Source organism: Enterobacter sp. BNK-34 (genome assembly GCF_048684445.1).
Taxonomy (GTDB): domain Bacteria; phylum Pseudomonadota; class Gammaproteobacteria; order Enterobacterales; family Enterobacteriaceae; genus Enterobacter; species Enterobacter pseudoroggenkampii.
In genome coordinates this window covers 2,900,858-2,925,564 of record NZ_JBLQUA010000001.1, presented here as the reverse complement: position 1 = coordinate 2,925,564, position 24,707 = coordinate 2,900,858, and the positions used below count along the sequence as shown (strand labels likewise).

Sequence of the window (24,707 nt, the reverse complement as noted above, 5' to 3'; positions counted from 1 at the left end):
GAGGGACAACGATGAAAAGAGAACCGACTCCACCCGCCCACTGCACGTTTGAGCCCGAGGACTGGCTGCGCCTGGCGAAATGCTGGCATCCGGTCGCGCGCGCCTGCGACGTCGGCCCGGCGCTGTTCAAGGCGACGCTACTGGATGAACAGCTGGTGATTTACCGCATAAACGACCAGGTCGTGGTCGCCCGTGACGTTTGCCCGCACCGCGGCGTGCCGCTGACGCTCGGCTTTCACGACGAGCACGGGATCGTCTGCCCCTACCATGGCTTACGCTTTGGGGAGGACGGGCGCTGCAACCGTATTCCCTCCAGCCCCGACCAGCCCGTTCCGGCAAAGCTGAACCTGATTAACTACGCCGTGGAGGAGCGGTTCGGGCTCATCTGGACCTGCCTGGCCTTTGATCCGGATAACCCCGTGCCGCTGCCCACCATGCCGCACTGGGATGACGACGGATTTCAGCAGATCAACTGCCCGGCGTTTGAGGTGAATGGCTTCGCCGGGCGACAGGTGGAGGGGTTTCTGGACGTGGCGCACTTTGCGTGGATCCACACCGATACCTTTGCCGATCCCAATAATCAGCTTGTGCCCGCCTATCAGCCGCAGGAGACGCCGTTCGGCTTCGTGGCGGATTACTGGAGCTCCGTGAGCAACTATCCCGCCAGTTCCCCCGAGCAGGCGCCAGAAGGCTTCCAGTGGCTTCGACATTTTGAAATGCATCTGCCGTTTACCGCCACCCTGACCATTCATTTTCCGGGAGAGTCGAGACTGGTGATCATGAACGCCGCCTCACCGGTGTCATCGCGCGTCACCCGCATGTTCGCCCCTATCGCCCGCAATTTTGACCTGCATATACCGGTGGAGGACGTGCACGCCTTCAATCTGCGCATTTTTGAAGAGGACCGTCTGATGGTGGAAACCCAGCGCCCGGAAAGCCTGCCGCTGGACCTCACCCTGGAAGCCCATATTCCCGCCGATAAAAGCTCAATTGCCTACCGTCGGGGACTGAAGAAGATGGGCTTTGGCGAATTTTTCCTGGTATGACGGAGGCCGATATGCTGACCGTAATTGTTGACGGGCTGTGGCGCGAGGGCGACAAAAGCCTCGCCGTCAGGCTGGTGGCTGAAGACGGCGAAGCGCTGCCGCCGTGGCAGCCCGGCGCGCACATTGATGTCCACCTGCCCTGCGGCGTGGTGCGCCAGTATTCCCTGACCGGGGCCTGTGAGGAAGAGGGCTATCTGATCTGCGTGGGGCGGGAAACCGCCTCGCGCGGCGGATCGCGCTACGTTCACGAGACGCTGCGTCCGGGGCAGAAGCTGCTAATTTCAGCCCCACGCAATCTGTTTCCGCTGGTTCAGGCAGAACGGGTTTTATTGCTGGCGGCGGGGATTGGCATTACGCCGCTGTATGCGATGGCCCTGCAGCTGAAGGCCGCCGGCACGTCGTTTTCGCTGCACTATTACGTCAGGAAGCGCGAAAGCGCGGCGTTTGCGCGCGAACTTTCGCAGTGCGGTGAGTGCATCATTCATACCATCAGCCCGCGCACAGCGCTGACAGAGCATCTCCCCATGCCTGAAGCGGGTTTGCGAGCCTGGGTCTGCGGACCTGCGGGGTTTATGGAAAAAGTGCGTGAGGTCGCCACGGCGAAGGGATGGGATGACACCCATCTTCACAGCGAGGCGTTTCAGCCCGCCGCCCCTGACACAAGCGGTATCGCGGGTGAGATCTTTACGGTCAAGCTGGCCTCCACCGGGGAGCGCTGGCCGGTGCCTGCGGACAAAACCATCGCCCAGGTGCTGCAGGCAAACGGCGTGGACGTTCCGCTGTCCTGTGAGATGGGGATCTGCGGCGCCTGCCTGACGCCGGTAATTGACGGCGTGGTGGATCACCGGGATAGCGTGCAGTCGGAGGCGGAAAAAAGCGCAACGGACCAGCAGGTGGCGCTGTGCTGTTCGCGGAGCCATTCCGGAGAGCTGGTGATCGGGCTGTAAACCACCTGCACAGTCTTTCTTGCCGGGTGGCGCTGCGCTTACCCGGCCTACATTGTGCATACATATCAATTAGTTGCACGCTTTATTGTAGGCCCGTGCAAGCGTAGCGCACAAGAGCTTAAGGATTACCAGTACGGATGCCAAATCTGTCGCAGCCGCGCCAGCAGCTCAAGATAGAAATAGTCCCCCCAGCTACAGCACTGATCGACCCCCTTACCGCTGCCCATATGATAAACCGAGTGCTGCAGCAGCCCTTCGGTCGGATCGTCATCATGAGCAAGGTAGTTATCGGTCAGCGACAGCGCGATACGCAGCGCCATCTCTTCATAATATGCACGGTTTGCGTCGAGCGTCGGCAGCGCCTTAACCAGCTCCAGCAGGCCACAGGCGGCAATTGCCGCCGCTGAACTGTCGCGCACGGCGTCGGTACCGAGAAGCGCCAGATCCCAGTGGCAAACATCATCTTCCGGCAGACGGTTGAGGAAGTAATGCGCCAGGCTGCGCGACAGCTCAACCATCTGCTTATCGCCGGTGTGCTGATAGCTGAGCAGAAAACCGTAAATGCCCCATGCCTGGCCGCGCGACCAGCACGAGGTATCGCTGTAGCCCTGATGGGTGTTGCCAAAGCGCGGCTCACCCGTCTGCATATCCATATAGTAGGTGTGATACGTCGAGGCATCTTCACGCACGATATAGGCCGCGGCCTGTGCGGCATGAGCCGTCGCCGCCTGCGCATAGCGCGGATCCCCGGTCTGTTCGCTGGCCCAGTACAGCAGCGGCAGGTTCATATTGCAGTCGATGATCATTCTCCCCTGCTGCTCCGGGTCGTTTAAATCACCCCACGCCTGAATAATGTTGGCCGTCGGGTTAAAGCGCTCCATCAGGCGATCGGCAGCCAGCAGCGCCGACTGGCGAGCGGCTTCGTTGCCGGTGAGGCGCCAGGCGCTGATGCAGGAGAGCGAATAGAGGAACCCGAGATCGTGCGTGGCGGTGTCGATGCGCTGCTCAATACGCCGGGCGAACGACGGTAAATAGCGCTCGGCAGCTTCGCGATAATGCGCTTTACCAGTCATCTCCCACGCCAGCCACAGCTGGCCAGGCCAGAAGCTGGTGGTCCACTCCACGTTATCGGTGCGCGGCCAGACCCCCTTCTCACAGGCCTCTCCGGGGAACTTATCGCCGAAGGCGACAATATTGTTGTCGAGCTTGCGCGTGACGCGGGTTAACGCCGCCTCCAGCTTCTGGCTCAGTGCCAGGCGATCGACCTGATGCAGTTCGATTGGCCGCAGCGCTTCGGTGATAACAGATTTGGTCATAACAACTCCTGAATTAATGTTTGGCCAGTTCAGCCGGGGCGGTATCTAAAGCCGGAGCAAAGGATCGTGAGTCATCGCGCGTCGACTGGCAGCGCGACAGCGTAAAGGCGGAAATCAGCGTAAATACCAGGGCGCAGCAGCCCATCAGCAGATAGGTATGCTCAAAGCCAATCCTGTCGTACAGATAGCCGGCAGGTGGGGCGACCACAATCGAACCCACGTAAATCATCGCCTGGTAGCCCAGCAGGTACATCGTGGCATTAACCCGACGATGGAAATGTTCGGCGATGTATTTGAAGACCGAGATGAGCAGCAGCGCGATCTCGACGCCATAAAACGGTTTGATGATGGAGATAACAATCGGGTCGCTGGTCAGCCCGGAGGCGATCAGCCGTGCCCCTACCACGCAGCCGCAGAACAGCAGGCCGCGCTTGGCACCGTAGCGGTTCACCAGCCACGGGATAAACATCATCATCACGAACTCCATCCCCGACTGGACGGTACTCAGGTAGCCGTACCAGGCATTACCCTGCTCTTTGGTGGCGAAGAACGACACGAAGTAGCGCGGGAACTGCTGTTCTGCGATAAACATCATCCACGCCACTCCGGCGACATAGAGGCTGAACATCCAGAATTTGCGGTTTTTCAGGAGCATCAGCACATCGGCGAAGACAATCTTATTAGCGGAAATGACGCTGTTATTGCGCAGCTGCTCGTCGCCGATTTTGAGGCTAATCAGCACCAGCAGCATCAGTACCGAGGTCCCGCTGCTAAGCAGAAAATTGGCCAGCGGGGTGACGTTAAACAACAGCCCGGAGACCGACGCCGCCATCGCCCAGCCCAGCGAACCCCACATTCTGATGCGGCCAAACTCCAGCCCGTGCAGGCGGCTAAAGCGGTCGGCGTAAGATTCAGACGCCGCCACGCCGGCGTACCAGCCCAGGCTCAGATACAGCGCGCCGATGATAATCCCCGCCATCGCATGGCTTTGCAGCAGCGGCTGGTACACCAGCGCGAAGAACGGCGCCATCAGCGCGGAAATGGCGCAGACAAAATAGAGCAGCCACTTGCTCATGCCGATTTTGTCCATGATGTAGCCGTACACCGGCTTCAGAACCACCGCGAAGACGCCGTTGATGGCGAACACGCTGCCGATGGTGACGCTATCGAGGCCCACTTTCTGGCTCAGCCACAGGGCGTACAGGCCAAAGCTGGATGACCACGTGAAGAAGTAAAGGAAAATAAAGGTACTCATTTTGTACTGCGCGGCGCGTACGGACGATGATGTGCTCATAGCGATGCCTCCGGAGCCAGAACGAGCGTCGTTTCTTGTCGTGCCGTCACGAAGCGTACCGCGTGATCGCTAATGAAGGCCTGCGGGCAGCGTTGCGGATCGAAGTCAGCGGCATTTCCCGCCCACACCGCGCTGATTAACACATGCTTACCGGGGTCGAGCTCGCCGCGCAGCACCGGCACCGCCGCGCGCTCGGCGAACAGCAGATTACTGTTCGGCGGCGTCACCACCGTCTCGCCGCGGCGGGCGTGCGGGTGTAGACAGAAAATGGAGGAGACATCCCGGGCACTGCGTAACCAGCAGGCACCGTCACTCTCGTGTACCCGCGGCTGCGGGCGGTTCGCCAGGCTAAAGCCACCCTCCGCGCAGTCCAGCGCGCGCCGGGTATTGATGCGATGGACGCGTAGCTGCCAGTCGCCCAGCGCCAGCAGCCAGCTCTCAATCTCCACGTCGCGCCACGGCAGCCAGCGGCTGTAAATGGTGCCGTCAGCGGTAACCACGTGCTGGCATTCGCGGCGGCCACGCCAGTAGTTATCCTTTTCGGCCAGCAGCAGCATCGAATCGGGCGAGGCATGGTTCAGGCCGTAGCGCCCGCGTTCGATGGTGAAGCCAAAGCGGGTGGAATAGGCAAATTTGCAGTATTTCGCTTCGGTATTCACGAAGTTGTTCAGCTCCAGCTGGCCGGACGTCAGCATCCACAGGTGATCGGCCTGATGCACCACCACCTGATTCGCGTGGGCTATCGTGTGCCGGGCGGGCAACGGCGGCAGCGGCAGCTCGGCCGCCTGCCAGAAAGCATCGCCCTCATCTAATGCCAGCACCAGCAGGGTCTTCAGGCCCCAGTACGGCGACCCCGGCGCGTTGTAGTCTTCCGCCATCGCCAGATTCGGGTAGCTGTAACCGACGCTGAGTACGCCGTCGCGGTCAAATATCGGCTGCTTGAGCCACCAGCGCAGATGACGCAGAACGATGCCCTTCATCACGCCGGGCGAAAAGACCTCCAGCCCGGCGAAGGCCGCCGCACTCCAGAACGCCGCCTCGGCAAAGCGGTAGGTCAGGCTACGGCCAAACGGGATCGCCGCGCCGTCTTCGGCAAAGAAATGGATGAAGTCAGAGGAGAAACGTGCGGCCCGCTGACGCAGCGTAGCGCAACGCTGTGGATCGACCCCGGCCATGAGCTTCGCGTAAATCAGGCCATAGAAATGGAAGCCCATCGAGATGTAATAGTCGCGCGGCCGTCCCGGACCATCAGCGTACCAGCCATCGCCGAGGTAGTAGTGCTCCATGGCAGCAAAATGATCTTCCAGCGCCTGCGGGTTGGTCGGCATGCCGCAATAATGGAAGCCGACCTGCACCAGAATCGGGAAGAAGTGCCAGTTGTTATCGGGGATTTCCTGGGTCTCGCACTGCTTTAGCCAGCGCCATAAATTCTCTTTCTCTGTCTCAGTGAAGTGTGCCAGTACGGTTTCACCCGCCAGCGCCAGCAGCAGCCCGTAAGCCGCCATCTCGACGATTCGCTGATCGTAAGGCCCGACGTCGCCCCAGTAATCCGCATGCTGCGGATCGGTGCCGTTTTTTATCGCCTGTAAATAGAATGAGAAGTGCTGCGGCTCGCTGCCGCCAGCTAACAGCGGCGTCACGCCCCACAGCAGGCGGGAAAACGTTTCCATGCACGCCACCTGCTGGCCGTAGTGAGCGGTAAAGTTCGCTAAATCAATGCGGCTGGCGTCTTTTTTAAACCAGGGCGACACCGCGTTCAGCATGTCGTTAACCAGCCGTAGCACCTCTTCCCGGCTTGTCAGTGGATTATCCAGATGAATATTTTCAGGTTGCACAGGGTCCTCCCGCATTACACGAGGGTAGAGATAAGTTATTGTTATTAGGCTTTTTAAAGCCACGAGTGCGACGTCTGAATGAAGAGTAACTGCTTTTATTCCCGGCGCTGAGTGAGCAGACTCACAAAATTAAACCGCCATTTCATTTTTGCTGGATTTTGTCGAACGCGAGGGGGATAAATTACAAATGATGGCCTAAAAATTTAAATCTGTTGTCCTGGAGGTAATATGGGTGAAACGCAGCTGCTGGAACGAATTACGCTCGATCGGCAGGCCATTTCTTTTAACCGCATGTCCACCACCAGCGCGATTTACTACCACTGGCATCAATGCGTTGAATTGCTCTATATATCCAGCGGCTACGGCATCGTGGTGGTGGATAATCAGCACTACACCGCCCGTCCGGGGCGATTATTTATCTTCCCGCCCTTCCGTTTGCACAAAGTGCATGTCGATCATAGCGATAAGAATCCCTATCACCGCACCACCATGCACATTGAGCAATCGGTGGTCGAAAGTGCGCTCGGCACCTTCCCGCGCCATCAGGCCCGGTTCGCCGCGCTGGCCGCCAGCAATCTTCCGGCGCAAATCTACGATCTCAGCGAGCACGCAGCGTTTATCGAAAGGATCCTTGAACAGTTTCAGCGCCTGGAGGGCAACGAGCAGACCGAGGCCTGCGAGGTGGCCTTTCTGATGATGCAGCTCATGACGTTTCTGCCCGAGCAGCCGCAACCCTACCCGCCGCGCCAGCAGACCGTCGCCTCGCGGATTATGAGCTGGGTCGAAGCCCACTATGCCAGCAAGTTTTCGCTCGACCAGCTAGCCCACGACCTCAGGCTTTCACGCAGCTATACCTCACGCATTTTCCGCCAGCAGACAGGCGGTAGCATCCACGAATATTTGCTGACCCGGCGGATAAAAAGCAGCTGCGAGCTGTTGCGGTACAGCGATGAGCCAATTGACGCTATTGCGCTGGCAGTCGGGTTTAGCGAGGTGACCTATTTCATTACCTGCTTTAAAAAGATGATGCGTCAGACGCCGCTGCAGTATCGACGTCGTATCCGCTGCACCAGAATGCCCTGTTAAGGGGGTGTTGACCGCTGGCCCAAAGCTGGACGCTTTCCGGCGTCCAGCCTGGCTGGGGTTTTTGCCTTTCCGTCATGCCGGAACGGGCAACTCAATGCCGCTTTGCGCCAGTTGCCCCATCTCGCAGTACATTGCGCAGGCCGCGCTGACGATAGACATTGCCAGCGCGGCACCGCTCCCTTCGCCAAGACGCATGTCAAGATGGATAAACGGCGCCAGCCCAAGGTGCTCCAGCGCGCGCCTGGCCCCCTTTTCGGCGGAAAAATGAGAGGGAATACAGTAGTTCTTCACTTCTGGCGCAATCTGACAGGCGGCTATGGCGGCGGCATACGAGAGAAAACCGTCTAACACCACGGGCAGTCCGCATGCGCCAGCGCCCAATATCACCCCGGTCATGCCCACCAGGTCATAGCCGCCGACTTTGGCCAGCACATCAACCGCATCGCGCGCATCCGGCTGGTTTATGCGTATCGCCTGCCGGACTATGGTTTCCTTATGCTGCACCCGGTCCTGCGGCAAATTGGCCCCAATCCCCACCACATCATGCGGATCGCTGTCGGTCAGCACGCTGATGATTGCCGAGGCCGGCGTCGTATTGGCAATACCCAGCTCGCCTACGCCAAAGACGGAGATCCCCTCCTGCGCGCGTTTTTTAACGAGGCTGGCACTCGCCAGCAGCAGGTGCTCGGCATCCTGACGGCTCATCGCCGGTCCCTGAGCGATATTCCCGCAGCCGCGCGAGAGTTTAAGGCTGAGCATATTGTCGATAGGCTCGCCGTCAATACCGATGTCAACGGGCAGTACCGACGTCTGGCTATTGCGGGCCAGCACGCACACTCCGGTCAACCCCTTTTGCATATTGACGGCCTGAAGCCAGGTCACCACTTTCGGCGTCACGGCCACGCCTTCATCAAACACGCCATGGTCGGCGCACATGACGATAATCTCTTTTTGCAGATTATCGAGCCTGTCGATGCCCCACATTCCCGAAAGCTGTATTGCCAGACTTTCCAGCCGACCCAGGCTGTTTGTCGGCTTTATTAAGCCATCAACATGCCTTGAGGCCGCCTGAATCTTCTGTTTATCAAGCGGTCTGATGGCCGCCGCCAGCGCCTTCACTGTCCCCATCCTCATCACCCTCACTCTTCTGTTTGCCAAACGCTTCTGCCATTAAATACCCGTAACACCCAATGCCCTCCCCGATTTTCAACGACCGTGTAGGCATCATGACTGAACGGGAAATGCCACATCGCCGCCACGGGCATCCCTAACCAGGTTGCCAGCAGCAGGCTCAACACGCCCTGATGCGCCACAATGAGCATGTCTTCGCGCTGCTGCAGCTGACTCATCTCATCCGCCGCCGCCCTAACGCGCGCGGCGAAATGCGGGAAGGCTTCGCCGCCGTCTGGCGTTGCGTTTTGCCAGTCATCCATCCAGTGCTGCCACGACGCGGGACTTTCTTTTTCGATGTCGCTGAAGTGACGCATTTCCCATTCGCCAAAATCCAGCTCGTTAAGCCGCGCATCGACGTGGACATCATGGGCTGTCGGCACGATAAGCCGCGCCGTTTGCTGCGAACGCTGCAGCGCGCTGACGCGCGCGTGCCCGAACGCGACCCCGGACAGGTACCCGGCAACACGCTGGCTTTGGGCAATGCCCTGCGGCGAGAGCGCCAGATCGGTACTCCCGTAAAATACGCCGCTGATGTTAGCGGCTGTTTGACCGTGACGAACCAGAAAAAGACGCATACATCAGACCCACAGTAGCGACAGCAGGAAGACCATTTCACCGATCTCCTCCATCGCGCCCAGGGTATCCCCCGTCAGCCCGTTCAGTCGGCGGCTTAAAAAGGTCTTTACCGCGTTGACGACCATCCAGGTGATGATGCTGGCGATAAGCCCGTGCGCCCCGGCCAATAGCCCCACGAGCGCCACGCCGATGCAGAGGGTGATGACCGTCTCTTTGCCGCTGATATGGCCGAGATAGGCGTTTGCCATTCCAGCCCCTTCGCGCGCATAGCGCTGCCGGTACATGGCCAACACCATTGCCGTTCGCCCGACGATCGGCGCGCAGACCAGCAGCGCAAACAGGGTATTAACTGGAAGGTGGGCCAGGGAAATTACCGCAGCGACTTTGATAAGGATGCAGAATACGATGGCCAGACCGCCGTAGGTCCCCAACCGGCTGTCGCGCATAATCTCCAGCATCCGTTCGCGGGTGCGGGCAGAAAAGACGCCATCGCAGGTGTCCGCCAGACCGTCCAGATGAAACCCGCCGGTCAGCAGCACCAGCGCCAGAACCCAGGCGACCGCGCCGATATAGATCCCCCCGCCGGTCTGGCTCACCGCCAGATAGCCCAGGGCAGCCAGCACGCCAACGATCAGACCCACTACCGGGAACCAGGGGACGCCACGGCCATACTGCGAAAATTCAACGCCGTCGCTCCACTTTTGCGGCACCGGAATGCGGGTAATGAATCCCAGCGTCGCCCACAACATTTTTAACGGCATTTAATCTTTACTCCAATTCCCGAGACAACCAGCCACACTTCCTGCGCCGCCTGCGCCAGCCTTTGGTTCGCGCGCCCGGCAATATCGACAAAATGACGCGCCAGCCGATTCTCTGGCGTGATGCCCATGCCCAGCTCATTAGTCACAATATAAACCGGCGCCGCCGACTGCTGGCAGGCCGCAATCAGGTCGTCCATCTGCTGTTGCAGCACCGCCTCAAGCGCGGAAAAATCGAGGGTCTCCGGCGACGCGCCGCCGCTGGCGTCATAGAGCAGGTTCGACAGCAGGGTGGTGACGCATTCCAGAACCACGCCTTCGCCCGGCTGCACCTGGTGGCGAATCACGTCGCCCAGATCGCGATACCCTTCCCAGGTTCGCCAGTGCGCAGGACGCTGGGCGCGGTGCTTGTCAACGCGCAGCGCCATCTCTTCATCGGTAATCACCGACGTCGCGATATACAGCACGCGCTCGCACTGCTGCGCCGCCAGCTGTTCGACGTGCGCACTTTTCCCGCTGCGCGCGCCTCCGGTGACCAAAATCATGCGCCTTCCTCCTGATGCTCCCGCATTATTTGATAGATCTTTTTAATATCAATATGTTCTCTCATCGCGCTCGCCAGGATATCAAACTGTTGCGCTTTCCAGGCGGCGTAATCTACCGCAACGTCTAAGGGCGCCAGTCCTTTGCGCTGGCGCAAGCCGTCCACCATCGCGCGCGTGAAGGCATCGTTATCGAATAACCCGTGGAGATAGGTCCCTATCACCTGCCCGTCAGCGCTGATGGCACCGTCCGCGATGCGCTCGCCCTCTTTTTCCAGAAACAGCGCCGGGCTACCGTCGGATGTCAGTTGGGTCTCTCCCATATGGATCTCGTAGCCCTGCACCTTAATGCCCGCTGCCGACTTAAGCCACGCCGGGAGCGCCGACGCCATCTGCGCCGAGACCTGCGTCGTGGTTTTTCGCTGCGCGAAGCGGGTCACGGTATGGAGCAGACCCAGCCCCGGCTGGGTTCCCAGCCCCGACTCCACCTCATCAATGATGGTGTCGCCAAGCATCTGGTAGCCGCCGCAAATGCCCATGACGGGCACGTTCTGCTGGTGGGACTGGAGCACCGCGTGCGCCATGCCGCTTTCCCGCAGCCAGGCCAGATCGCCCAGCGTATTTTTACTGCCGGGGAGAATCACGAGATCGGCCCCCGCCAGCTCCTGGGGATAACGGACATAGCGCACGCGAACATCGGGCTGCGCCGCCAGGGCGTTAAAATCGGTGAAGTTGGAGATATGCGGTACCTGCACCACGGCAATGTCGATATCGCGCTGGGCCGTTCGCAGGTATTTTCCCTTTTGCAGCGCCACGCCGTCTTCATCTTCCAGATCCACATCCAGCCATGGCATCACGCCCAGCACCGGCACGCCGGTCAGGTTTTCTATCTGCTCAATACCCGAGTAAAGCAGCGCAACATCGCCACGAAATTTATTGATGATGACCCCTTTCACCCGCGCCCGCTCGTGGTCGTGCAAAAGCGCCAGCGTGCCGTAGATGGCGGCAAACACGCCGCCTCTGTCAATGTCCGCCACGAGGATCACCGGGCACTGCGCCATTTCGGCCATCCCCATGTTGACGATATCGCGATCGCGCAGGTTAATCTCCGCCGGGCTGCCCGCGCCTTCCAGCACCACCACGTCATACTCTCCGGCCAGGCTGTTATAGACGTCGCGGATCTGCTCCCGCAGGCGCGGTTTGTACTCGTGGTAGCTGACCGCGTCCATATCGGTCGCCACCTGCCCCATCAGCACCACCTGCGCTTTACGATCGCTGGTCGGTTTTAACAGCACCGGATTCATCCGTACGTCCGGCGTTATCCCCGCCGCCTGAGCCTGAAATATCTGCGCGCGGCCCATCTCTTTACCCTCCGGCGTAATACCGGAGTTGAGCGCCATATTCTGCGACTTAAACGGTGCGGTACGCAGGCCATCCTGATAAAAAATCCGGCACAGCCCCGCCACCAGGACGCTTTTACCCACGTCAGAAGCGGTGCCCTGCAACATAATTGCCTGCGTCATGAGGCCTCCTTCATTACGTTTTTTTGTCGCATACGGCTGAAAAATTCATCTTCGGTTTTACATAACGGCAGGCCAAGCTGCGCGTGCAGCTTGACGAGCCAGGGCTGCGTTAATCCGGCCCGTTCAATCAGTTCGCCGCGGGCAAAGACCTCACCCGGCGCGCCGTGCGCCAGCACTTCTCCCTGACGCAGCACGTAAACGGCATCGCTCACTTCGTAAATCAGGTCAATATCATGACTGGAGATCACCACATGGTTCCCCTGCGCCACGATGCGCCTGATGATCTCGATCATCTGCGTGCGTCCTGAAGGATCAAGCCCGGCCGTGGGCTCGTCCAGCAGAAGATAGCGGGCGCCCAGCACCAGCGCCCCGGCAATGGCGACGCGCTTCTTTTGCCCGTGGCTCAGGCACTGGATCGGCTGCTGGCGAAAACGCTGCGCGTCAACCAGCGTCAGCGCATCGTCGACGCGCCGTGCAATCTCCGGTTCCGCCACGCCCAGATTGCGCAGGCTGAAGGCGATGTCGCTATCAATATCGGTATAAAAGATCTGCTGATCGGGATCCTGAAACACCGTTGCCACCTGCTGACGGAGCGCCAGCAGGCCGCGCTTGCTGTAGTCCAGCGGCTTCCCCTGCCACAGCACCGCACCCTGCTGCGGCTTCAGCAGGCCGCTCAGATTCATAAATAACGTCGACTTTCCGCAGCCGTTAGCTCCGACCAGCCCGGTGACGGGATGGGTCGAAAAATCCAGCGTCAGCCCTTTGAGCACCTGCGCCTCCTGATAGCGAAACCAGAGATCGGCGGTGGTAAGCATGGTGCGATTCCTTACAGGGGAAAATCACCCTGATAGAGTTTAATATCCAGCGTGGTCGCCATCTGCTGATAGCGAATCAGCACCCGGGTAAACAGCAAACCAACCAGCATCGCCAGCGAGCGATAGCCCTTCGGCAGGCTACGATAGCCAAAACGCAGCGTCTGCGCGCGGTGAATTGCCAGCGCTTCGTCTAACAGAATAAAAATAAAGCGCCAGGTCAGCAGGATCTGCTCGGTAAGCAGGCGCGGCACGCGCGCCCGCTTAAGCAGCACAATCAGCTGCGGAAACGGCAGGTTCAGCACCAGCCAGAAGGTCGCCGCCAGCGCGGCAAGGCTGCGCCAGAAGGTTTCATTGGCGGCAGTCAGCCCGGACGCGGTTATCCCCAGCCAGTAGTGCCCCACCGGGACGCCTGCCGCCAGCGTGTTCGGGTCACGGGTGACGCTAAAGAGGATCGTCAGCACGCCGACCAGCAGAAAGCCAAACGGCAGCGCCATCCAGCGGCACCAGCGCCAGAAGGTCATCCGCAGCAGCCAGCAGGTCAGTCCCGCCGTCAACGCCAGGACGATCCCCTGCCCCAGCGGCGGCAGCGCAAACGCCAGCGTCATCAGCGCCAGCCAGAGCAGAAACTTGCGTTCCGGCGCAACGTGAGCCCAGCGGCTCTGATAGCTTAGCCTGTCAAGCCCGGTCATCACGGCGCTGTCTGCCTTTGGTGTAGCCCAAAATATAGAAAATCACCGCTGCGCCAATGGAGCCCTGGAGCGTAAACAGCAGGCTTTCAATTTCGCCGCTGGCGGGTTCATAGAGCGGCGTGAACCACGGCGTGTAATGCGGCGCCACAACCTGAATTTGATTTTCGGCTTCACCATCCGAGCCGCCAAACTCCCCCCCGTGATCGATAAAAAATGGTAGTACGATCAGAGCAACCACCATCGCCAACAGCATCAGCGTCTTTTTCATCTCAGTGTCCTTGTGCGGTAATCAGCTGACGTTTGGTCAACTGGTCATAAATCATGACGGTTAACAGTCCCTCCGCGATGGCGATGGGGATCTGCGTCAGGCAGAAAATGCCCATGAATTTCACAATCGACCCCGCGGCACCTGTCGCCGGGTCCGGGAACGCCGCGCCAAGCTGGACTGAGGTGACAAAATAGGTCACCAGATCCGCCAGCATCGCGCACAAAAATACCCCAACGTCACGACGGAGCCCGGCACGGCAGGCCATTTTCCACACCATGTACCCGACAACCGGCCCAATCACCGCCATCGACATGCCGTTCGCGCCAAGCGTGGTTAACCCGCCGTGCGCCAGCAGCAGCGCCTGAAACAGCAGCACGATGGCGCCGAGAATGGCGACGACGCCCGGCCCGAACAGAATCACGGCGAGCCCCACGCCGGTCGGATGCGAGCAACTGCCGGTCACCGAGGGGATCTTCAGCGCCGACAGCACGAAAATAAACGCCCCGCACAGCGCCAGCAGGACTTTCTGGTGACTATCCTCCTGCACGATACGGCGCAGGCGCACCAGTCCATACCACAGACACGGCAAGAAGATCAGCCACCACGCCAGCGCCCACATGGGTGGTAAAAAGCCTTCCATGATGTGCATCGCGAACGCCTGCTCCGGCACCACCATCAGCAATAGCGCCGCCGCCAGGCCACTTAATGACAGCTGTTTAAGCTGTTGTTCGAGTTTCATTGCGCATACTCCCACTGTTTGTTGACCAGAATGGTCGAGAAATAGGGTAACGGCTGGTCGTCAGCAACCTCATCCAGATGCCGCCAGCACTGCTCGCCGGGGAGCGTGGCCTCTGACATCATCAGCGCGCAGTTCAGCAGCCCGGCCTGCGTCAGCAGCGCTTTGATGCGCGCAAACCGGCCATAGACCTTCATCAGCACCAGGCTGTCGTGCTGCTGCAGCGCCTGCGCAATCTCCGCTTCCGGCGCGGTGCATGCGATCACCGCCAGCGACTGCTGTTCCATCGCCAGCGGCGTTTTGGACCGCGCGGCAATCGCGGCAAACGACGTCACGCCGGGCACAATCTCCAGCCAGTCCGGGCTGCCGATGCGCTGAAGTAAGAACACCCAGGTACTGAACAGCATCGCGTCGCCCAGGGTGATAAAGCCAACCTGTTTTCCATCGTTCACCTCCGTCACTAACGCGTCGGCCACCGCATCCCACACCGCCTCCTTTTCAGCGCTGTCGGCGCTCATGGGAAAGTGGCAGCAGCGGATTTCAGTCTGCTCACCGACATATTCACGAACGATAGAAAGCGCCAGACTGTCGCCCCCTTTTCGTCCCGCCGGGGCGTAGAGAATATCCAGCGAACCGAGGATCCGTGAGGCGCGCACGGTGATAAGGTCCGACGCGCCCGGCCCGGTACTGAGGGCGTACAGTTTGCCGCTCATGCTGCCTCCTCCATCGCCACGCTCAGCGCCTGCTGTAAATGGGCGACGAACATCGCGCGCACCGCCGGGTTTTCGCCCAGCCCGCTCAGCCACGGCGTTGCCGGGATCCCGGCAGCGTTAAACAGCGTCTTCCAGGAGTCCTCGTCATCAGAGGCCATATCGTTAATGGCGTGATCGCCCGCCACCAGCATCAGCGGCATCAGATGCACGGCGGTGACGCCTTGTTTACAGAGGCTCTCAATCAGGATGTCGACTTCCGGATAGCTCTCCACCGCGCCGACGCGGGCCGGGAAGCCCTGGGCCATCATCATGTGGTCGAGACAGGCATAGGCCGCAAAGGCGTGATGGCTGGCGCCGTGGCCCATAAATACCACTTTTTCCGTGGCCCCAAGCGTCGGCATCTGCTGTTGTAAGGCGCACATTAGCTGCGCGTAATCGTCGTGGCTGCTCAACAGCGGTACCCCCAGCGTCAGGCGGGTAAAGAGCGGGCGCAGGCTCTGCACTTCACGGACGATTTTCTCGTACTCATCGCCGTTGATGATGTGCAGGGACTGGATCGCCACGTCCTGATATCCCTGAGCCGCAAGCTTTTTCAGCGCCTGCAGCGGCGTATCGATCTCAATGCCGTCACGCTGTTTGAGCTTGCGAATGATCATCCCGGAGGTGAATGCCCGAAACAGCTCGCGGTCAGGGCAGCTTTCCGCCAGCGCACGCTCGCAGGCCACAATGTTTTTCTCGCAGGTATCGTGGTAGCTGGTACCAAAGCTGACCACCAGAAGCGCCTTTTTCATCTCTAACTCCTTAAGCAGCGGCCAGCCAGCGGGCTAAGCGCCCGGCGAATGCGGCCTGACTTTCCAGTAACTCGTCTCCCGTCACCAGCGGCGCCGGGCGTGTAATCACGATGCAGGGGATGCCCGCATCCAGACAGGGTTGAACCTTTTCCCGATAGCCGCCTTCCGCACCGGACGCTTTGGTGATCATCACGTCAGCCCGGCACTGGCGATAAAACGCCGCGTTAAACTCAGCGCTGAATGGCCCGCACATCGCGAAGATCTCGGTAACGCCAAAGCCAAGCCCGGCGCATTGCTCAAGGACCTCGGGCACCGGCAGCACCCGGGCCAGCAGCGTTTTCTCCGGCAGCCCGGCGCGCCAGCGCGCCAGATCTTTACTGCCGGTGGTCAACAGCACGCGTTCGCCCAGCCGCCGCGCGATGTCGCAGGCCTCTTCTATGCCCGGCACGCTGTAGAGCAGCGGATGCGTCAGCTCGCTGAGCTGTTCGGGGCGCTGATAGCGGCTAAGCAACACGCCCACCGTTTCACAGGCCGCCAGGATGTTGCGGCTGACCACCTCAGCGTAGGGATGCGAAGCGTCAATCACCCAGCGGGTCCTGTTTTGCGCAAGCCAGTCAACCATCTGCTGCGGCTCCAGGCGGCCACAGCGCACCCGGCCGTTAATGTCGCCCGCCAGCCGCTGCCCGGTGGCCGTCGCCACCGACAGGGTGTAGGCCACGCCGGCCGCATCCAGCTGCTGGCAGATCGCGCGGGCATCGCTGGTGCCGCCCATGACCAGCACGTCGCCATAGTTCACAGCACATAGCCCCGGGGTGTGATCATCAGCCCCTCCTGAACGTAAGTGGCCTTATTTCCGACGATCACCAGGCTTGTCATATCGACCGGCTCAAAGTCCATGTCGCCCAGCGTGGTCAGCCACTTCTCCTGCTTTTTGCGCCCGGCAGACTTCACTACCCCTACCGGCGTTTGTGGGCTTTTGCTGGTGGACAGCAGCTCAAACGCCCGTGCCAGATGGCCCTCGCGACCCCGGCTGCGCGGGTTATAGAAGCAGATGACGAAGTCCGCTTCTCCCGCAGCAACAATGCGTTTTTCAATGACCGGCCACGGCGTCAGCAGATCGCTTAAGCTGATGTGGCAAAAATCGTGCATCAGCGGCGCGCCAAGCAGAGACGCGGCGGCGATACTGGCCGTCATCCCGGGGATCAGGCGAACCTCAACGTCCAGCTTCTGTTTGCTGACCAGTTCCAGCACCAGCCCCGCCATGCCATAAATACCGGCGTCGCCGCTGCTGATAAGCGCGACGTTATGCCCGGCCTGCGCCAGCTCGATCGCCGCCTGACAGCGTTCAATCTCTTTGCACATCCCGGTTTTGATCACCTGTTTGTCGCCGGTGAAGGCCTTCACCAGATGGGTATAGGTTTTGTAGCCAACGATGATTTCTGCCGCCTGCAGCGCGTCTACGGCTTCCATGGTCATCATGGCCTGCGAGCCCGGGCCGATTCCAATTACGGTTAACATCAGTGTGAAACTCCCAAAGTAATAGTGACGCCCTGTTCGCGCAGGGTTTCTCCTCGTAGTTGCCCATGGCTCAGCAGCCACGCTGCCGGTCCCGAGACGCTCCCCACCCCAACCGTCTGGCGTACAAACGGTGAAGCCGGAAAGCGGTGTTCGTGCTCACGCAGCGCGTCAGCGGTAAAGGTTTCAAACGGCACACCCCAGCAGGCGGCAAGCTGAAGCAGGCCCGCTTCGTCTTTTTTAAGGGAGACGCTGCCAATCGCTTTCAGCGCCAGCGGGTCGAACTGCTGCGCTGCAAGCTGGCGCATCAATAGGGTCGCCAGCAGCGGATACGGCGTGTCGCGTCGACAGCCGATGCCCGCCACGACCCGCTGGGGAACCAGCGTCCAGTGCGGTAACGGCAGTTCCGGCAGCGTGTTGCGCAGCGTAATACACACCAGCGCATCCATTTCCGGGAGGTGCTGCAGGTCGCTCACGGTGATAAACCCGCGCCGATCGCACTGACTGACGTCGTCGTCGAGTTCCGCATCCCACCACAGCCCTACCCGCTGATGGCTCACCAGCATCTGGTTGACGATTTTCACCGTCGTTCGGAAATCGCGCATTCGGGCATTCAGCTGGAAGGCAAGGGTATCCAGCGCGGCCATCTCGTTGACGTCCGTGGCGGTGGTAATCACCGGGTCCGCCCCCAGCATTTCCGCCAGATAGCGGGTCAGCGCATTCGCCCCGCCAGCATGGCCGGAAAGCAGGCTAATCACGTGCTGCCCACGCTCGTCGATCACCACCACCGCCGGGTCGCTCAGCTTGTCGTGGATGAGGGGTGCCAAAACGCGCACCGCAATGCCGGTGGCGCCGATAAAAATCAGCGCCGGATAGCGCGTGAACGCCTCGCGCACCGCCGGGGCAAAGCCGCCATCGAAGGAGATAAAGCCCTCTTCCCGCAGGCCCTCGCTGGTAAAGCAGGTGACCGGCAGCATTGCCGCCAGACGCTTCGCCAGCCGCACGCCGCCCGGCGTCAGGCAAAACAGCGCGATGGGCTCAGGCTTTACGGTATTCATGGCTAAAATCCGCGGCATAGAGTTTTGAGTAGTGATACTCCTCGCCCAGGAACTTCCCGACCAGAATGAGCGCCGTTTTGCGGATCCCCGCCTCGCGTACTTTGTCGGCGATATCCGCCAGCGTGCCGCGGACGGTGTGGCTTTCCGGCCAGGTCGCTTTATAAATGACGGCAACGGGCGTGGTGGCCGGATAACCGCCTTCAATCAGGCGTTCCGCCACCCGGTGAATACGCTGGACCGAAAGATAAATCGCCATGGAGGTCTGATGGCTGGCAAATGACTCCAGCTGTTCACGCGCCGGCACCGGTGTACGCCCTTCGAGGCGGGTAATAATCAGGCTCTGCGAGACTTCAGGGACGGTGTATTCCACCCCAAGCTCCGCCGCGGCGCCGAGGAAAGCGCTGACGCCGGGCACCACCTGCCAGGCAATGCCGCGTTTGGTCAGCTCTTCGCCCTGCTCACGAACGGAGCCGTAGAGCGAGACATCGCCGGTCTGTAAACGTACCACCGTTTTTCCGGCCTTCACGCCCGCCGCCATCAGGTCGATTATCTGTTCTAAATGGAGTTCCGCGCTGTCGTGGCATTCGGCGCCCTGCGGGCAATACGCCAGCAGCTCGGTATTGATCAGCGAACCGGCATAGATAACCACCTGCGCCTGCTGCAGCAGCCGGTAGCCCTTGAGCGTGATGAGCTCACGGTCACCAGGACCGGCACCGACAAACCACACGCAACGGGAATCAAACGTCTCAGACATGGTGTTCTTCCTTCTGACAGGCGATAACAAAAACGGGATTATTCGGTTTGAAAAAGTGACCGCTGCCGAGCGGGGTCAGAGCGGAGACCTGCATTTGCTGGCAATCAATGTTCTGGACGCCGATCTGCTGCAGATGGGCCAGCGCAGTAGTGAGGTTTTCCTGCAGGATAAACGTCATCACCAGACGTCCGCCGGGATGTAGCTGGCACAGGGACCAGTCGATAAGCGAGGTCAGATGGCCACCGCTGCCGCCCATAAAGACCGCATCGGCCTTATCCGCCACCGGTAACGGCGCAACGCCCGGCAAAATCGCGATATTGCGACAGGCAAAATGCTGGCGATTTTCCGCAAGCAGCTGCAGAGCCGCAGGGTTACGCTCTATGGCCGTCACGTGCAGCGAGGGAAACAGCAGCGCCGCCTCTATCGACACGCTCCCGGTTCCCGCACCGACGTCAATCAGGTGGTTGGCGCGATGCAGCTCGAGCTTCGTGAGGGCCAGCGCGCGTACCGCCTCTTTGGTCATCGGCACCGTTTCGCCGCGCAGAAACAGTTCATCTTTCATCGAGGATCACCACCGCATTCATCTCATAGTCGGCACTGACCTCACTGACGGGCAGCCAGTGGATCCGTTCATTTTCCATCGCCAGGTTTTCACCAATCACCATCCAGCGATGGCCCTTCCCGCGCGCCACCAGCTGCGCGGCAATCTCTTTCGGCCCGCACTGGCTATCGGTGACCATCGCCACTTTGCGATGCCGTGCCAGCTCGTCAACATTTACGCTGCGGCCATGGCTGCTGGTGAGCCACATCTCATTCATATCAATGCCCGCCTGCGCGCACAGGTACTGCACCGCGCTGATGCCGGGAATAATGCGCACGCGCGCCATACCGAAATGCGCCACCATCCGCGATCCGATGCCGTAAAAGAGCGGATCGCCGGAGGCCACAATCACCACCTTTTTCTCCTGACGCGCCTCAACCCAGGCCAGCAGCGCCGGAATGTTGGCCCCCAGGACAAACGTCTCGCCGCAAAACGCCGGGAACTGCAGCAGATGGCGTTTTCCGCCGACCAGCGCATCGGCGCGATCGATAGCTTCACGCGCGGCGGGCGTCATCAGGCGCAATCCCGCAGGCCCCATTCCCACGACCGTTAACATTGCAGCGCCCGGGCAATCGCCTCGACCGGGCGGTTGCTGCCCAGCACCTGGTTATCAAAGGAAAACAGAATGGCGTCACAGGTCGGCGGATTTTTGGTAAAGCGCAGCATCTGCATTACGCGCAGGCAGATCCGTTCGGCGAGATGGCTGTAAAGCGCCTGAAAACCCCAGGTTTCGATGTGTTCCATCGCCGCTTCGGTGGTATCGCACTCGCTGACGACGGTGAGTAATTCCAGCGGCGCACCGAGCAGCGCCAGATGCGCCACCAGCGTTTCCATACGCGCATCGGCGATATGGCTGTGGGTGTGGAATATCCCGGCGGCAATTTTGATGAGCTTGCCGGGATGGCCGACCAGCACTATCTGGCGAAACCCCAGCCGCACCGCCTCTTCGATCATGTAGCCGACAAAGTTGCTCATGGTGACCACGACATCTTTATCGATACCCATCTGCTCGCGCACAAAGCGCTCGCCATGATTGCCCGGCACCAGCACGACCCGCTCCAGCCCGGCCGCGCGTTTAATCTCCAGCTCCAGAGAAAGCGAGCGTTTCCAGCTCTCCTCTGACATCGGCGTGACAATGCCGGTGGTGCCGATGATCGAAATACCGCCCAGGATCCCGAGGCGTGAGTTGTAGGTTTTCTGCGCCCGCTCTTCGCCTTCAGGGGCGAAGATTTCCACGTTGGCCCCGCGCGTCGGGCCAATCGCCTCGCGCACGGCGGACTCAATGGTGTGACGCGGCGTGCGGTTGATCGCCGCGCTGCCGATGGGCAGGCCGATGCCTTTGCGCGTCACGGTCCCCACGCCCTCGCCGCCCGCCAGCGTAATCTCGCCGCTGTCGTTGAGCGTCACGCGGGCGAAAATCAGCATGCCGTGGGTGGCGTCGACGTCATCACCGCCGTCTTTGCGGATGGCCGCAATCGCCTGCTGCCCTTCAATGTGCGGCGATTCCACGTTCAGACACAGCGTGACGCCGGAGGGTGTCACAATGGAGACCTGATGAATCAGGTGCTGGCGCAGCACCATCAGTGCGGCGACTTTCGCTGCCGCGGTCGCGCAGGAGCCGGTGGTGTAGCCTTTACGTAATGCCTTCCCGTTATGCCATACCGGGGCATCGAAGGTGGAATCGCTCATCGCGCCCCCTGCAGGTAATAGAGCATGGCGTTTACAATCGCCGCCGCCACATTGCTGCCGCCTTTGCGCCCGAGTGCCGCAATCGCGGGCAAATGGCTGTGCGTCAGCGCCTCTTTCGATTCCGCCGCCCCCACAAACCCCACCGGGACGCCCACCACGCCGCTGACGGCAACATCATGCTCAAGCAGGCGAAACAGCGCCGTGGGCGCATTGCCAAAGACAAAGATCTTCTCGCTCTCTTCCGTCACGGCGATATCCACGGCCGCCATCGAGCGGGTGATTCCCTGGGCCTTTGCCTGTGCCACCACCCGCGGGTCGCTGATATAGCAGCGGCATTCGCCCCCGAACGTGGCCAGCAGCGTTTTGTTGATCCCGGAGAGCGCCATCGTGGTATCGGTATAGATAACGGACGGGCGACGGAGCGCCGCGCAAAGCTGCTCCAGCGCGTCATCTGAAAACCAGAGAATATCCAGCCAGTCGAAATCTGCGGTGGTATGGATCACCCGCTTGACGATCGCCTCATGCAGCGGGCTGACGAACCGGTACTCCGGCCGCGTTTCGCGAATGATTTCGCCAATGATGTCGAAACTTTTGGCTTCAATCGCCTGGGGTTGCTGGATGTATTGCATTGTCTTTTGTCCTCAGGCCGCGCCAGCCATCAGCCAGCGTGCTGCGATAAACAGCGCCAGCGCCAGGGTGGAGGAAACCCACATCAGTCGAATCGTTCGGGAAATGTCGTCTACCGCAATCGGGCGCAGCGCGTCGCCGATCCACGGCTTTTCCACGCGCTGGCCAAAATAGGTGTTGGGTCCGCCAAGCCGGATGCCCAGCGCACCGGCAACCGTCGCTTCAGCCCACGCGCAGTTGGGGCTGCTGTGGTTATAGCGGTCGCGCCAGCCGACGCGCAGCGCGCGGGAGGGATCCTCGCGGCATAGCCACGCCGCAACGCTCAGCAAGAGCCAGCTCAGGCGCGCGGGGATAGCGTTCGCCGCGTCATCCATACGGGCGCTGACCATGCCGATCGCGCGGTATTTTTCATGCTTGTAGCCCACCATTGAATCGAGGGTATTCACCGCCTTATAGGCCATCGCCAGCGGCGCACCGCCCAGCAGGAGGAAGAACAGCGGGGCGATAACGCCGTCAACCGTGTTCTCCGCGACGGTCTCCACCACCGCCCGGTTGATCTGTTCCGGCTGAAGCTGAGAGGTATCGCGCCCCACTATCCAGGAGAGCTTTTCGCGGCTTTCATCAAGGTCGCCTGCCCGCAGCGGGCGTTCAACGTCCAGCGCGGCGTTTGCCAGACTGCGCCCGGCCAGCACGGTAAATATCATCCACACCTCAATCGCCCAGCCCAGCCAGGGATGCACCCATCGTCCGAGCGCCAGCACGCCCCAGGCTATGCCCCAGGTCAGCCCCACGACGGCCAGCCACATGACGCCGCCGCCAATGCGTAACGCCGCGTCGCTATGGCAGCAGCGGCGAACACCCCGCTGCACCGCATTAATCAGGTTGCCTATCCAGCGCACCGGATGCGGCCAGCGTTGCGGGTCGCCGATGATGACATCGAGCAGCCACGCGACGCACCATGCCATCAGGGTCATAGCGCCCCCCTCGCCGCCGTCAGCCAGCGGCTGAGCATCGTGGGGCGTTGGGCAAAGTGGAGGTGCAGGTAGCTTGCGAACGTGTTGCCAACCTGCCAGCCCCCCGCCCATTCCTGCATCGTCACGCCATCACGCACTTTGCGGCACGCCAGTACCGCAGGGGTTTGGGGGGAGAAGTCGGAATAGTGAAACTCATGCCCACGCAGCACCTCCCCGCTATCGGCCAGCAGCGTGGGCTGGCGCGCCTGCGCCTCACAATAGCCAAAACGGGTCAGCCGTTTACCCATCCTGCTGTGGCCGGGGATAATATTGGCCATCCGGTGGGTGACCCCCTCGCTATCTTCCAGCGTGCTGCCGAGGTACATCAGCCCACCGCACTCGGCGTAGATCGCCACCCCGCGCCGATGCGCCTCCCGCAGGCTGGCGAGCATCGCGGTGTTTTCCGCAAGCCGTGCCGCATGCAGCTCCGGGTAACCGCCCCCGAGCCAGACCATCTGGCAGTCAGGTAAGCGGCTATCGCGCAGCGGGCTAAAGCGGATAATGTCGACCCCGGAACGTTCAAGCAGCGTGATGTTATCCGGGTAATAGAAGTTGAAGGCCTCGTCATCGGCCATCGCGAGCGTTAACCCGCGCCCGGCGTCCCCGTCAGGGCGCGCGGGCCAGGCGCCCTGCGGCAGCGACGCCATCTGGCTGAGCGCGAGAAGTTGTTCAATATCCAGCGTACGTTCGAGAATGGCGGCAAAATTTTGCCAGGTCTGCGGGTCCGCGGCCGACTCCCGGGCGGTGACCAACCCAAGATGGCGCTCGGGCAAACCGACGCCCTCAACGTGCGGCACATAGCCCAGGACGGGTAGCGTGCAGTAGTGCTCAATGGCCGTTTTGAGCAGCTGATAATGTGATTCGCTGTTGACGCGATTGACAATCACCCCGGCAATATTGAGGGTAGGATCGAACCGCTGAAAGCCCATTACGGTCGCGGCAATCGACGTAGATACCGCCTTGCCGTCCACCAGCAGAACCACCGGACAGCCCAGCTGTTTTGCCATCGCGGCGGTGCTGCAATAGTTCGGATCGGTGCCGTAGCCGTCATACAGCCCCATCACGCCTTCAATGACCGCGATATCCGCCTGCTGCATATGCTCGCAAAACAGCGCATTGAGTATTGGCTCAGGAAGCATGAAGCTGTCGAGGTTGCGGGAGGAGGTGCCGCTGACTTTGGTATGCCAGCCGGTATCAAGATAGTCAGGGCCCACTTTATACGGCTGGACGCGTAATCCACGCTGTTTTAACAGACTCAACAGGCCAAGCGTCACCGTGGTTTTACCACAACCGCTTCCGGTACCTGCCAGAACAAACGCGTACTGCTTTGCCGCCATGACCC

Annotated in this window: 27 protein-coding genes; 3 read left to right on the top strand and 24 right to left on the bottom strand. The window is 60.6% G+C overall.

Going from position 1 to position 24,707, the window contains the following annotated elements:
* Positions 1–11: 11 nt before the first annotated feature.
* Both hpxD and ACMGG5_RS14190 read left to right on the top strand, forming a co-directional pair.
* A complete protein-coding gene (hpxD, locus tag ACMGG5_RS14195) occupies positions 12–1,046 on the top strand; it encodes a molybdenum cofactor-independent xanthine hydroxylase subunit HpxD (RefSeq protein ID WP_420278029.1) in 1,035 nt (344 codons plus the stop codon).
* An 11-nt stretch (positions 1,047–1,057) separates the two neighbouring features.
* Complete coding sequence (locus tag ACMGG5_RS14190; protein WP_420278028.1) at positions 1,058–1,993, top strand: PDR/VanB family oxidoreductase; 936 nt, start codon at positions 1,058–1,060, stop codon at positions 1,991–1,993.
* 125 nt (positions 1,994–2,118) lie between these two features.
* Here the strand turns inward: ACMGG5_RS14190 and ACMGG5_RS14185 are convergent, their stop codons facing one another.
* Genes ACMGG5_RS14185 through ACMGG5_RS14175 form a run of 3 tightly spaced genes read right to left on the bottom strand, consistent with a single transcriptional unit; the run spans position 2,119 to position 6,438 of the window.
* Positions 2,119–3,309, bottom strand: coding sequence for a glycoside hydrolase family 88 protein (locus ACMGG5_RS14185; protein ID WP_420278027.1), 1,191 nt, complete (start codon positions 3,307–3,309; stop codon positions 2,119–2,121).
* Between the two features lie 13 nt (positions 3,310–3,322).
* Complete coding sequence (locus ACMGG5_RS14180) at positions 3,323–4,603, bottom strand: oligosaccharide MFS transporter (protein WP_420278026.1); 1,281 nt, start codon at positions 4,601–4,603, stop codon at positions 3,323–3,325.
* The gene (locus ACMGG5_RS14175) at positions 4,600–6,438 is read right to left on the bottom strand and encodes a DUF2264 domain-containing protein (RefSeq protein WP_420278025.1); all 1,839 of its coding nucleotides are present in this window, start codon (positions 6,436–6,438) and stop codon (positions 4,600–4,602) included. The genes ACMGG5_RS14180 and ACMGG5_RS14175 overlap by 4 nt, the downstream gene beginning before the upstream one ends.
* A 228-nt stretch (positions 6,439–6,666) precedes the next feature.
* Here ACMGG5_RS14175 and ACMGG5_RS14170 point away from each other — a divergent pair, with 228 nt between their 5' ends.
* Positions 6,667–7,524 carry a helix-turn-helix domain-containing protein gene (locus tag ACMGG5_RS14170; protein ID WP_420278024.1) on the top strand — a complete coding sequence of 286 codons (858 nt, stop codon included), beginning with the start codon at positions 6,667–6,669 and terminating at the stop codon, positions 7,522–7,524.
* Positions 7,525–7,596: 72 nt separating this feature from the next.
* Here ACMGG5_RS14170 and cobT read toward each other — a convergent pair whose 3' ends face one another.
* From cobT to ACMGG5_RS14065, 21 genes are read right to left on the bottom strand one after another with little or no spacing between them, the layout of a single operon-like run.
* Positions 7,597–8,652: a nicotinate-nucleotide--dimethylbenzimidazole phosphoribosyltransferase gene (gene cobT / locus ACMGG5_RS14165; RefSeq protein ID WP_048989896.1), complete on the bottom strand. Its 1,056-nt coding sequence runs from the start codon at positions 8,650–8,652 to the stop codon at positions 7,597–7,599.
* Positions 8,653–8,663: 11 nt separating this feature from the next.
* Positions 8,664–9,272 carry an alpha-ribazole phosphatase gene (cobC, locus tag ACMGG5_RS14160; RefSeq protein WP_290094712.1) on the bottom strand — a complete coding sequence of 203 codons (609 nt, stop codon included), beginning with the start codon at positions 9,270–9,272 and terminating at the stop codon, positions 8,664–8,666.
* A gap of 3 nt (positions 9,273–9,275) precedes the next feature.
* Positions 9,276–10,034, bottom strand: a complete 759-nt coding sequence (cobS, locus tag ACMGG5_RS14155) for an adenosylcobinamide-GDP ribazoletransferase (protein ID WP_032649040.1) — start codon at positions 10,032–10,034, stop codon at positions 9,276–9,278.
* Positions 10,025–10,576 carry a bifunctional adenosylcobinamide kinase/adenosylcobinamide-phosphate guanylyltransferase gene (cobU, locus tag ACMGG5_RS14150; RefSeq protein ID WP_420278023.1) on the bottom strand — a complete coding sequence of 184 codons (552 nt, stop codon included), beginning with the start codon at positions 10,574–10,576 and terminating at the stop codon, positions 10,025–10,027. Before cobU ends, cobS begins: the two co-directional genes overlap by 10 nt.
* The gene (locus ACMGG5_RS14145; protein WP_407859700.1) at positions 10,573–12,096 is read right to left on the bottom strand and encodes a cobyric acid synthase; all 1,524 of its coding nucleotides are present in this window, start codon (positions 12,094–12,096) and stop codon (positions 10,573–10,575) included. The genes cobU and ACMGG5_RS14145 overlap by 4 nt, the downstream gene beginning before the upstream one ends.
* Entirely contained in the window at positions 12,093–12,911 is an 819-nt protein-coding gene (locus ACMGG5_RS14140) for an energy-coupling factor ABC transporter ATP-binding protein (RefSeq protein WP_032649044.1), read from the bottom strand. The genes ACMGG5_RS14145 and ACMGG5_RS14140 overlap by 4 nt, the downstream gene beginning before the upstream one ends.
* Before the next feature lie 11 nt (positions 12,912–12,922).
* Entirely contained in the window at positions 12,923–13,600 is a 678-nt protein-coding gene (locus tag ACMGG5_RS14135) for an energy-coupling factor ABC transporter transmembrane protein (RefSeq protein ID WP_024908227.1), read from the bottom strand.
* On the bottom strand, positions 13,587–13,868 hold the full coding sequence (locus ACMGG5_RS14130; RefSeq protein WP_047040056.1) for an energy-coupling factor ABC transporter substrate-binding protein: 282 nt from the start codon (positions 13,866–13,868) through the stop codon (positions 13,587–13,589). The genes ACMGG5_RS14135 and ACMGG5_RS14130 overlap by 14 nt, the downstream gene beginning before the upstream one ends.
* A 1-nt stretch (position 13,869) precedes the next feature.
* Positions 13,870–14,607, bottom strand: a complete 738-nt coding sequence (cbiM, locus tag ACMGG5_RS14125; RefSeq protein ID WP_048989904.1) for a cobalt ECF transporter S component CbiM — start codon at positions 14,605–14,607, stop codon at positions 13,870–13,872.
* A complete protein-coding gene (locus tag ACMGG5_RS14120; RefSeq protein WP_024908224.1) occupies positions 14,604–15,317 on the bottom strand; it encodes a cobalt-factor II C(20)-methyltransferase in 714 nt (237 codons plus the stop codon). The genes cbiM and ACMGG5_RS14120 overlap by 4 nt, the downstream gene beginning before the upstream one ends.
* On the bottom strand, positions 15,314–16,108 hold the full coding sequence (cbiK, locus tag ACMGG5_RS14115) for a sirohydrochlorin cobaltochelatase (protein WP_032649053.1): 795 nt from the start codon (positions 16,106–16,108) through the stop codon (positions 15,314–15,316). Before cbiK ends, ACMGG5_RS14120 begins: the two co-directional genes overlap by 4 nt.
* A 10-nt stretch (positions 16,109–16,118) precedes the next feature.
* Positions 16,119–16,904: a cobalt-precorrin-6A reductase gene (locus ACMGG5_RS14110; protein ID WP_048989906.1), complete on the bottom strand. Its 786-nt coding sequence runs from the start codon at positions 16,902–16,904 to the stop codon at positions 16,119–16,121.
* Positions 16,901–17,626, bottom strand: a complete 726-nt coding sequence (locus tag ACMGG5_RS14105) for a precorrin-3B C(17)-methyltransferase (RefSeq protein WP_420278022.1) — start codon at positions 17,624–17,626, stop codon at positions 16,901–16,903. Before ACMGG5_RS14105 ends, ACMGG5_RS14110 begins: the two co-directional genes overlap by 4 nt.
* Complete coding sequence (cbiG, locus tag ACMGG5_RS14100) at positions 17,626–18,681, bottom strand: cobalt-precorrin 5A hydrolase (protein WP_248273048.1); 1,056 nt, start codon at positions 18,679–18,681, stop codon at positions 17,626–17,628. The genes ACMGG5_RS14105 and cbiG overlap by 1 nt, the downstream gene beginning before the upstream one ends.
* Complete coding sequence (locus ACMGG5_RS14095; RefSeq protein WP_208763720.1) at positions 18,662–19,435, bottom strand: cobalt-precorrin-4 methyltransferase; 774 nt, start codon at positions 19,433–19,435, stop codon at positions 18,662–18,664. The genes cbiG and ACMGG5_RS14095 overlap by 20 nt, the downstream gene beginning before the upstream one ends.
* Entirely contained in the window at positions 19,428–19,997 is a 570-nt protein-coding gene (locus ACMGG5_RS14090) for a decarboxylating cobalt-precorrin-6B (C(15))-methyltransferase (RefSeq protein ID WP_420278021.1), read from the bottom strand. Before ACMGG5_RS14090 ends, ACMGG5_RS14095 begins: the two co-directional genes overlap by 8 nt.
* Positions 19,987–20,592 (bottom strand): cobalt-precorrin-7 (C(5))-methyltransferase, encoded by a 606-nt coding sequence (locus tag ACMGG5_RS14085; RefSeq protein WP_090417456.1) that lies wholly within the window; start codon positions 20,590–20,592, stop codon positions 19,987–19,989. The genes ACMGG5_RS14090 and ACMGG5_RS14085 overlap by 11 nt, the downstream gene beginning before the upstream one ends.
* Positions 20,586–21,725 carry a cobalt-precorrin-5B (C(1))-methyltransferase CbiD gene (gene cbiD, locus ACMGG5_RS14080; protein WP_420278020.1) on the bottom strand — a complete coding sequence of 380 codons (1,140 nt, stop codon included), beginning with the start codon at positions 21,723–21,725 and terminating at the stop codon, positions 20,586–20,588. The genes ACMGG5_RS14085 and cbiD overlap by 7 nt, the downstream gene beginning before the upstream one ends.
* A complete protein-coding gene (locus tag ACMGG5_RS14075; RefSeq protein ID WP_420278019.1) occupies positions 21,722–22,354 on the bottom strand; it encodes a cobalt-precorrin-8 methylmutase in 633 nt (210 codons plus the stop codon). The genes cbiD and ACMGG5_RS14075 overlap by 4 nt, the downstream gene beginning before the upstream one ends.
* Positions 22,355–22,366: 12 nt before the next feature.
* Entirely contained in the window at positions 22,367–23,326 is a 960-nt protein-coding gene (gene cbiB, locus ACMGG5_RS14070; RefSeq protein WP_420278018.1) for an adenosylcobinamide-phosphate synthase CbiB, read from the bottom strand.
* Positions 23,323–24,702 (bottom strand): cobyrinate a,c-diamide synthase, encoded by a 1,380-nt coding sequence (locus tag ACMGG5_RS14065; RefSeq protein WP_157188882.1) that lies wholly within the window; start codon positions 24,700–24,702, stop codon positions 23,323–23,325. The genes cbiB and ACMGG5_RS14065 overlap by 4 nt, the downstream gene beginning before the upstream one ends.
* Between the last annotated feature and the right edge of the window lie 5 nt (positions 24,703–24,707).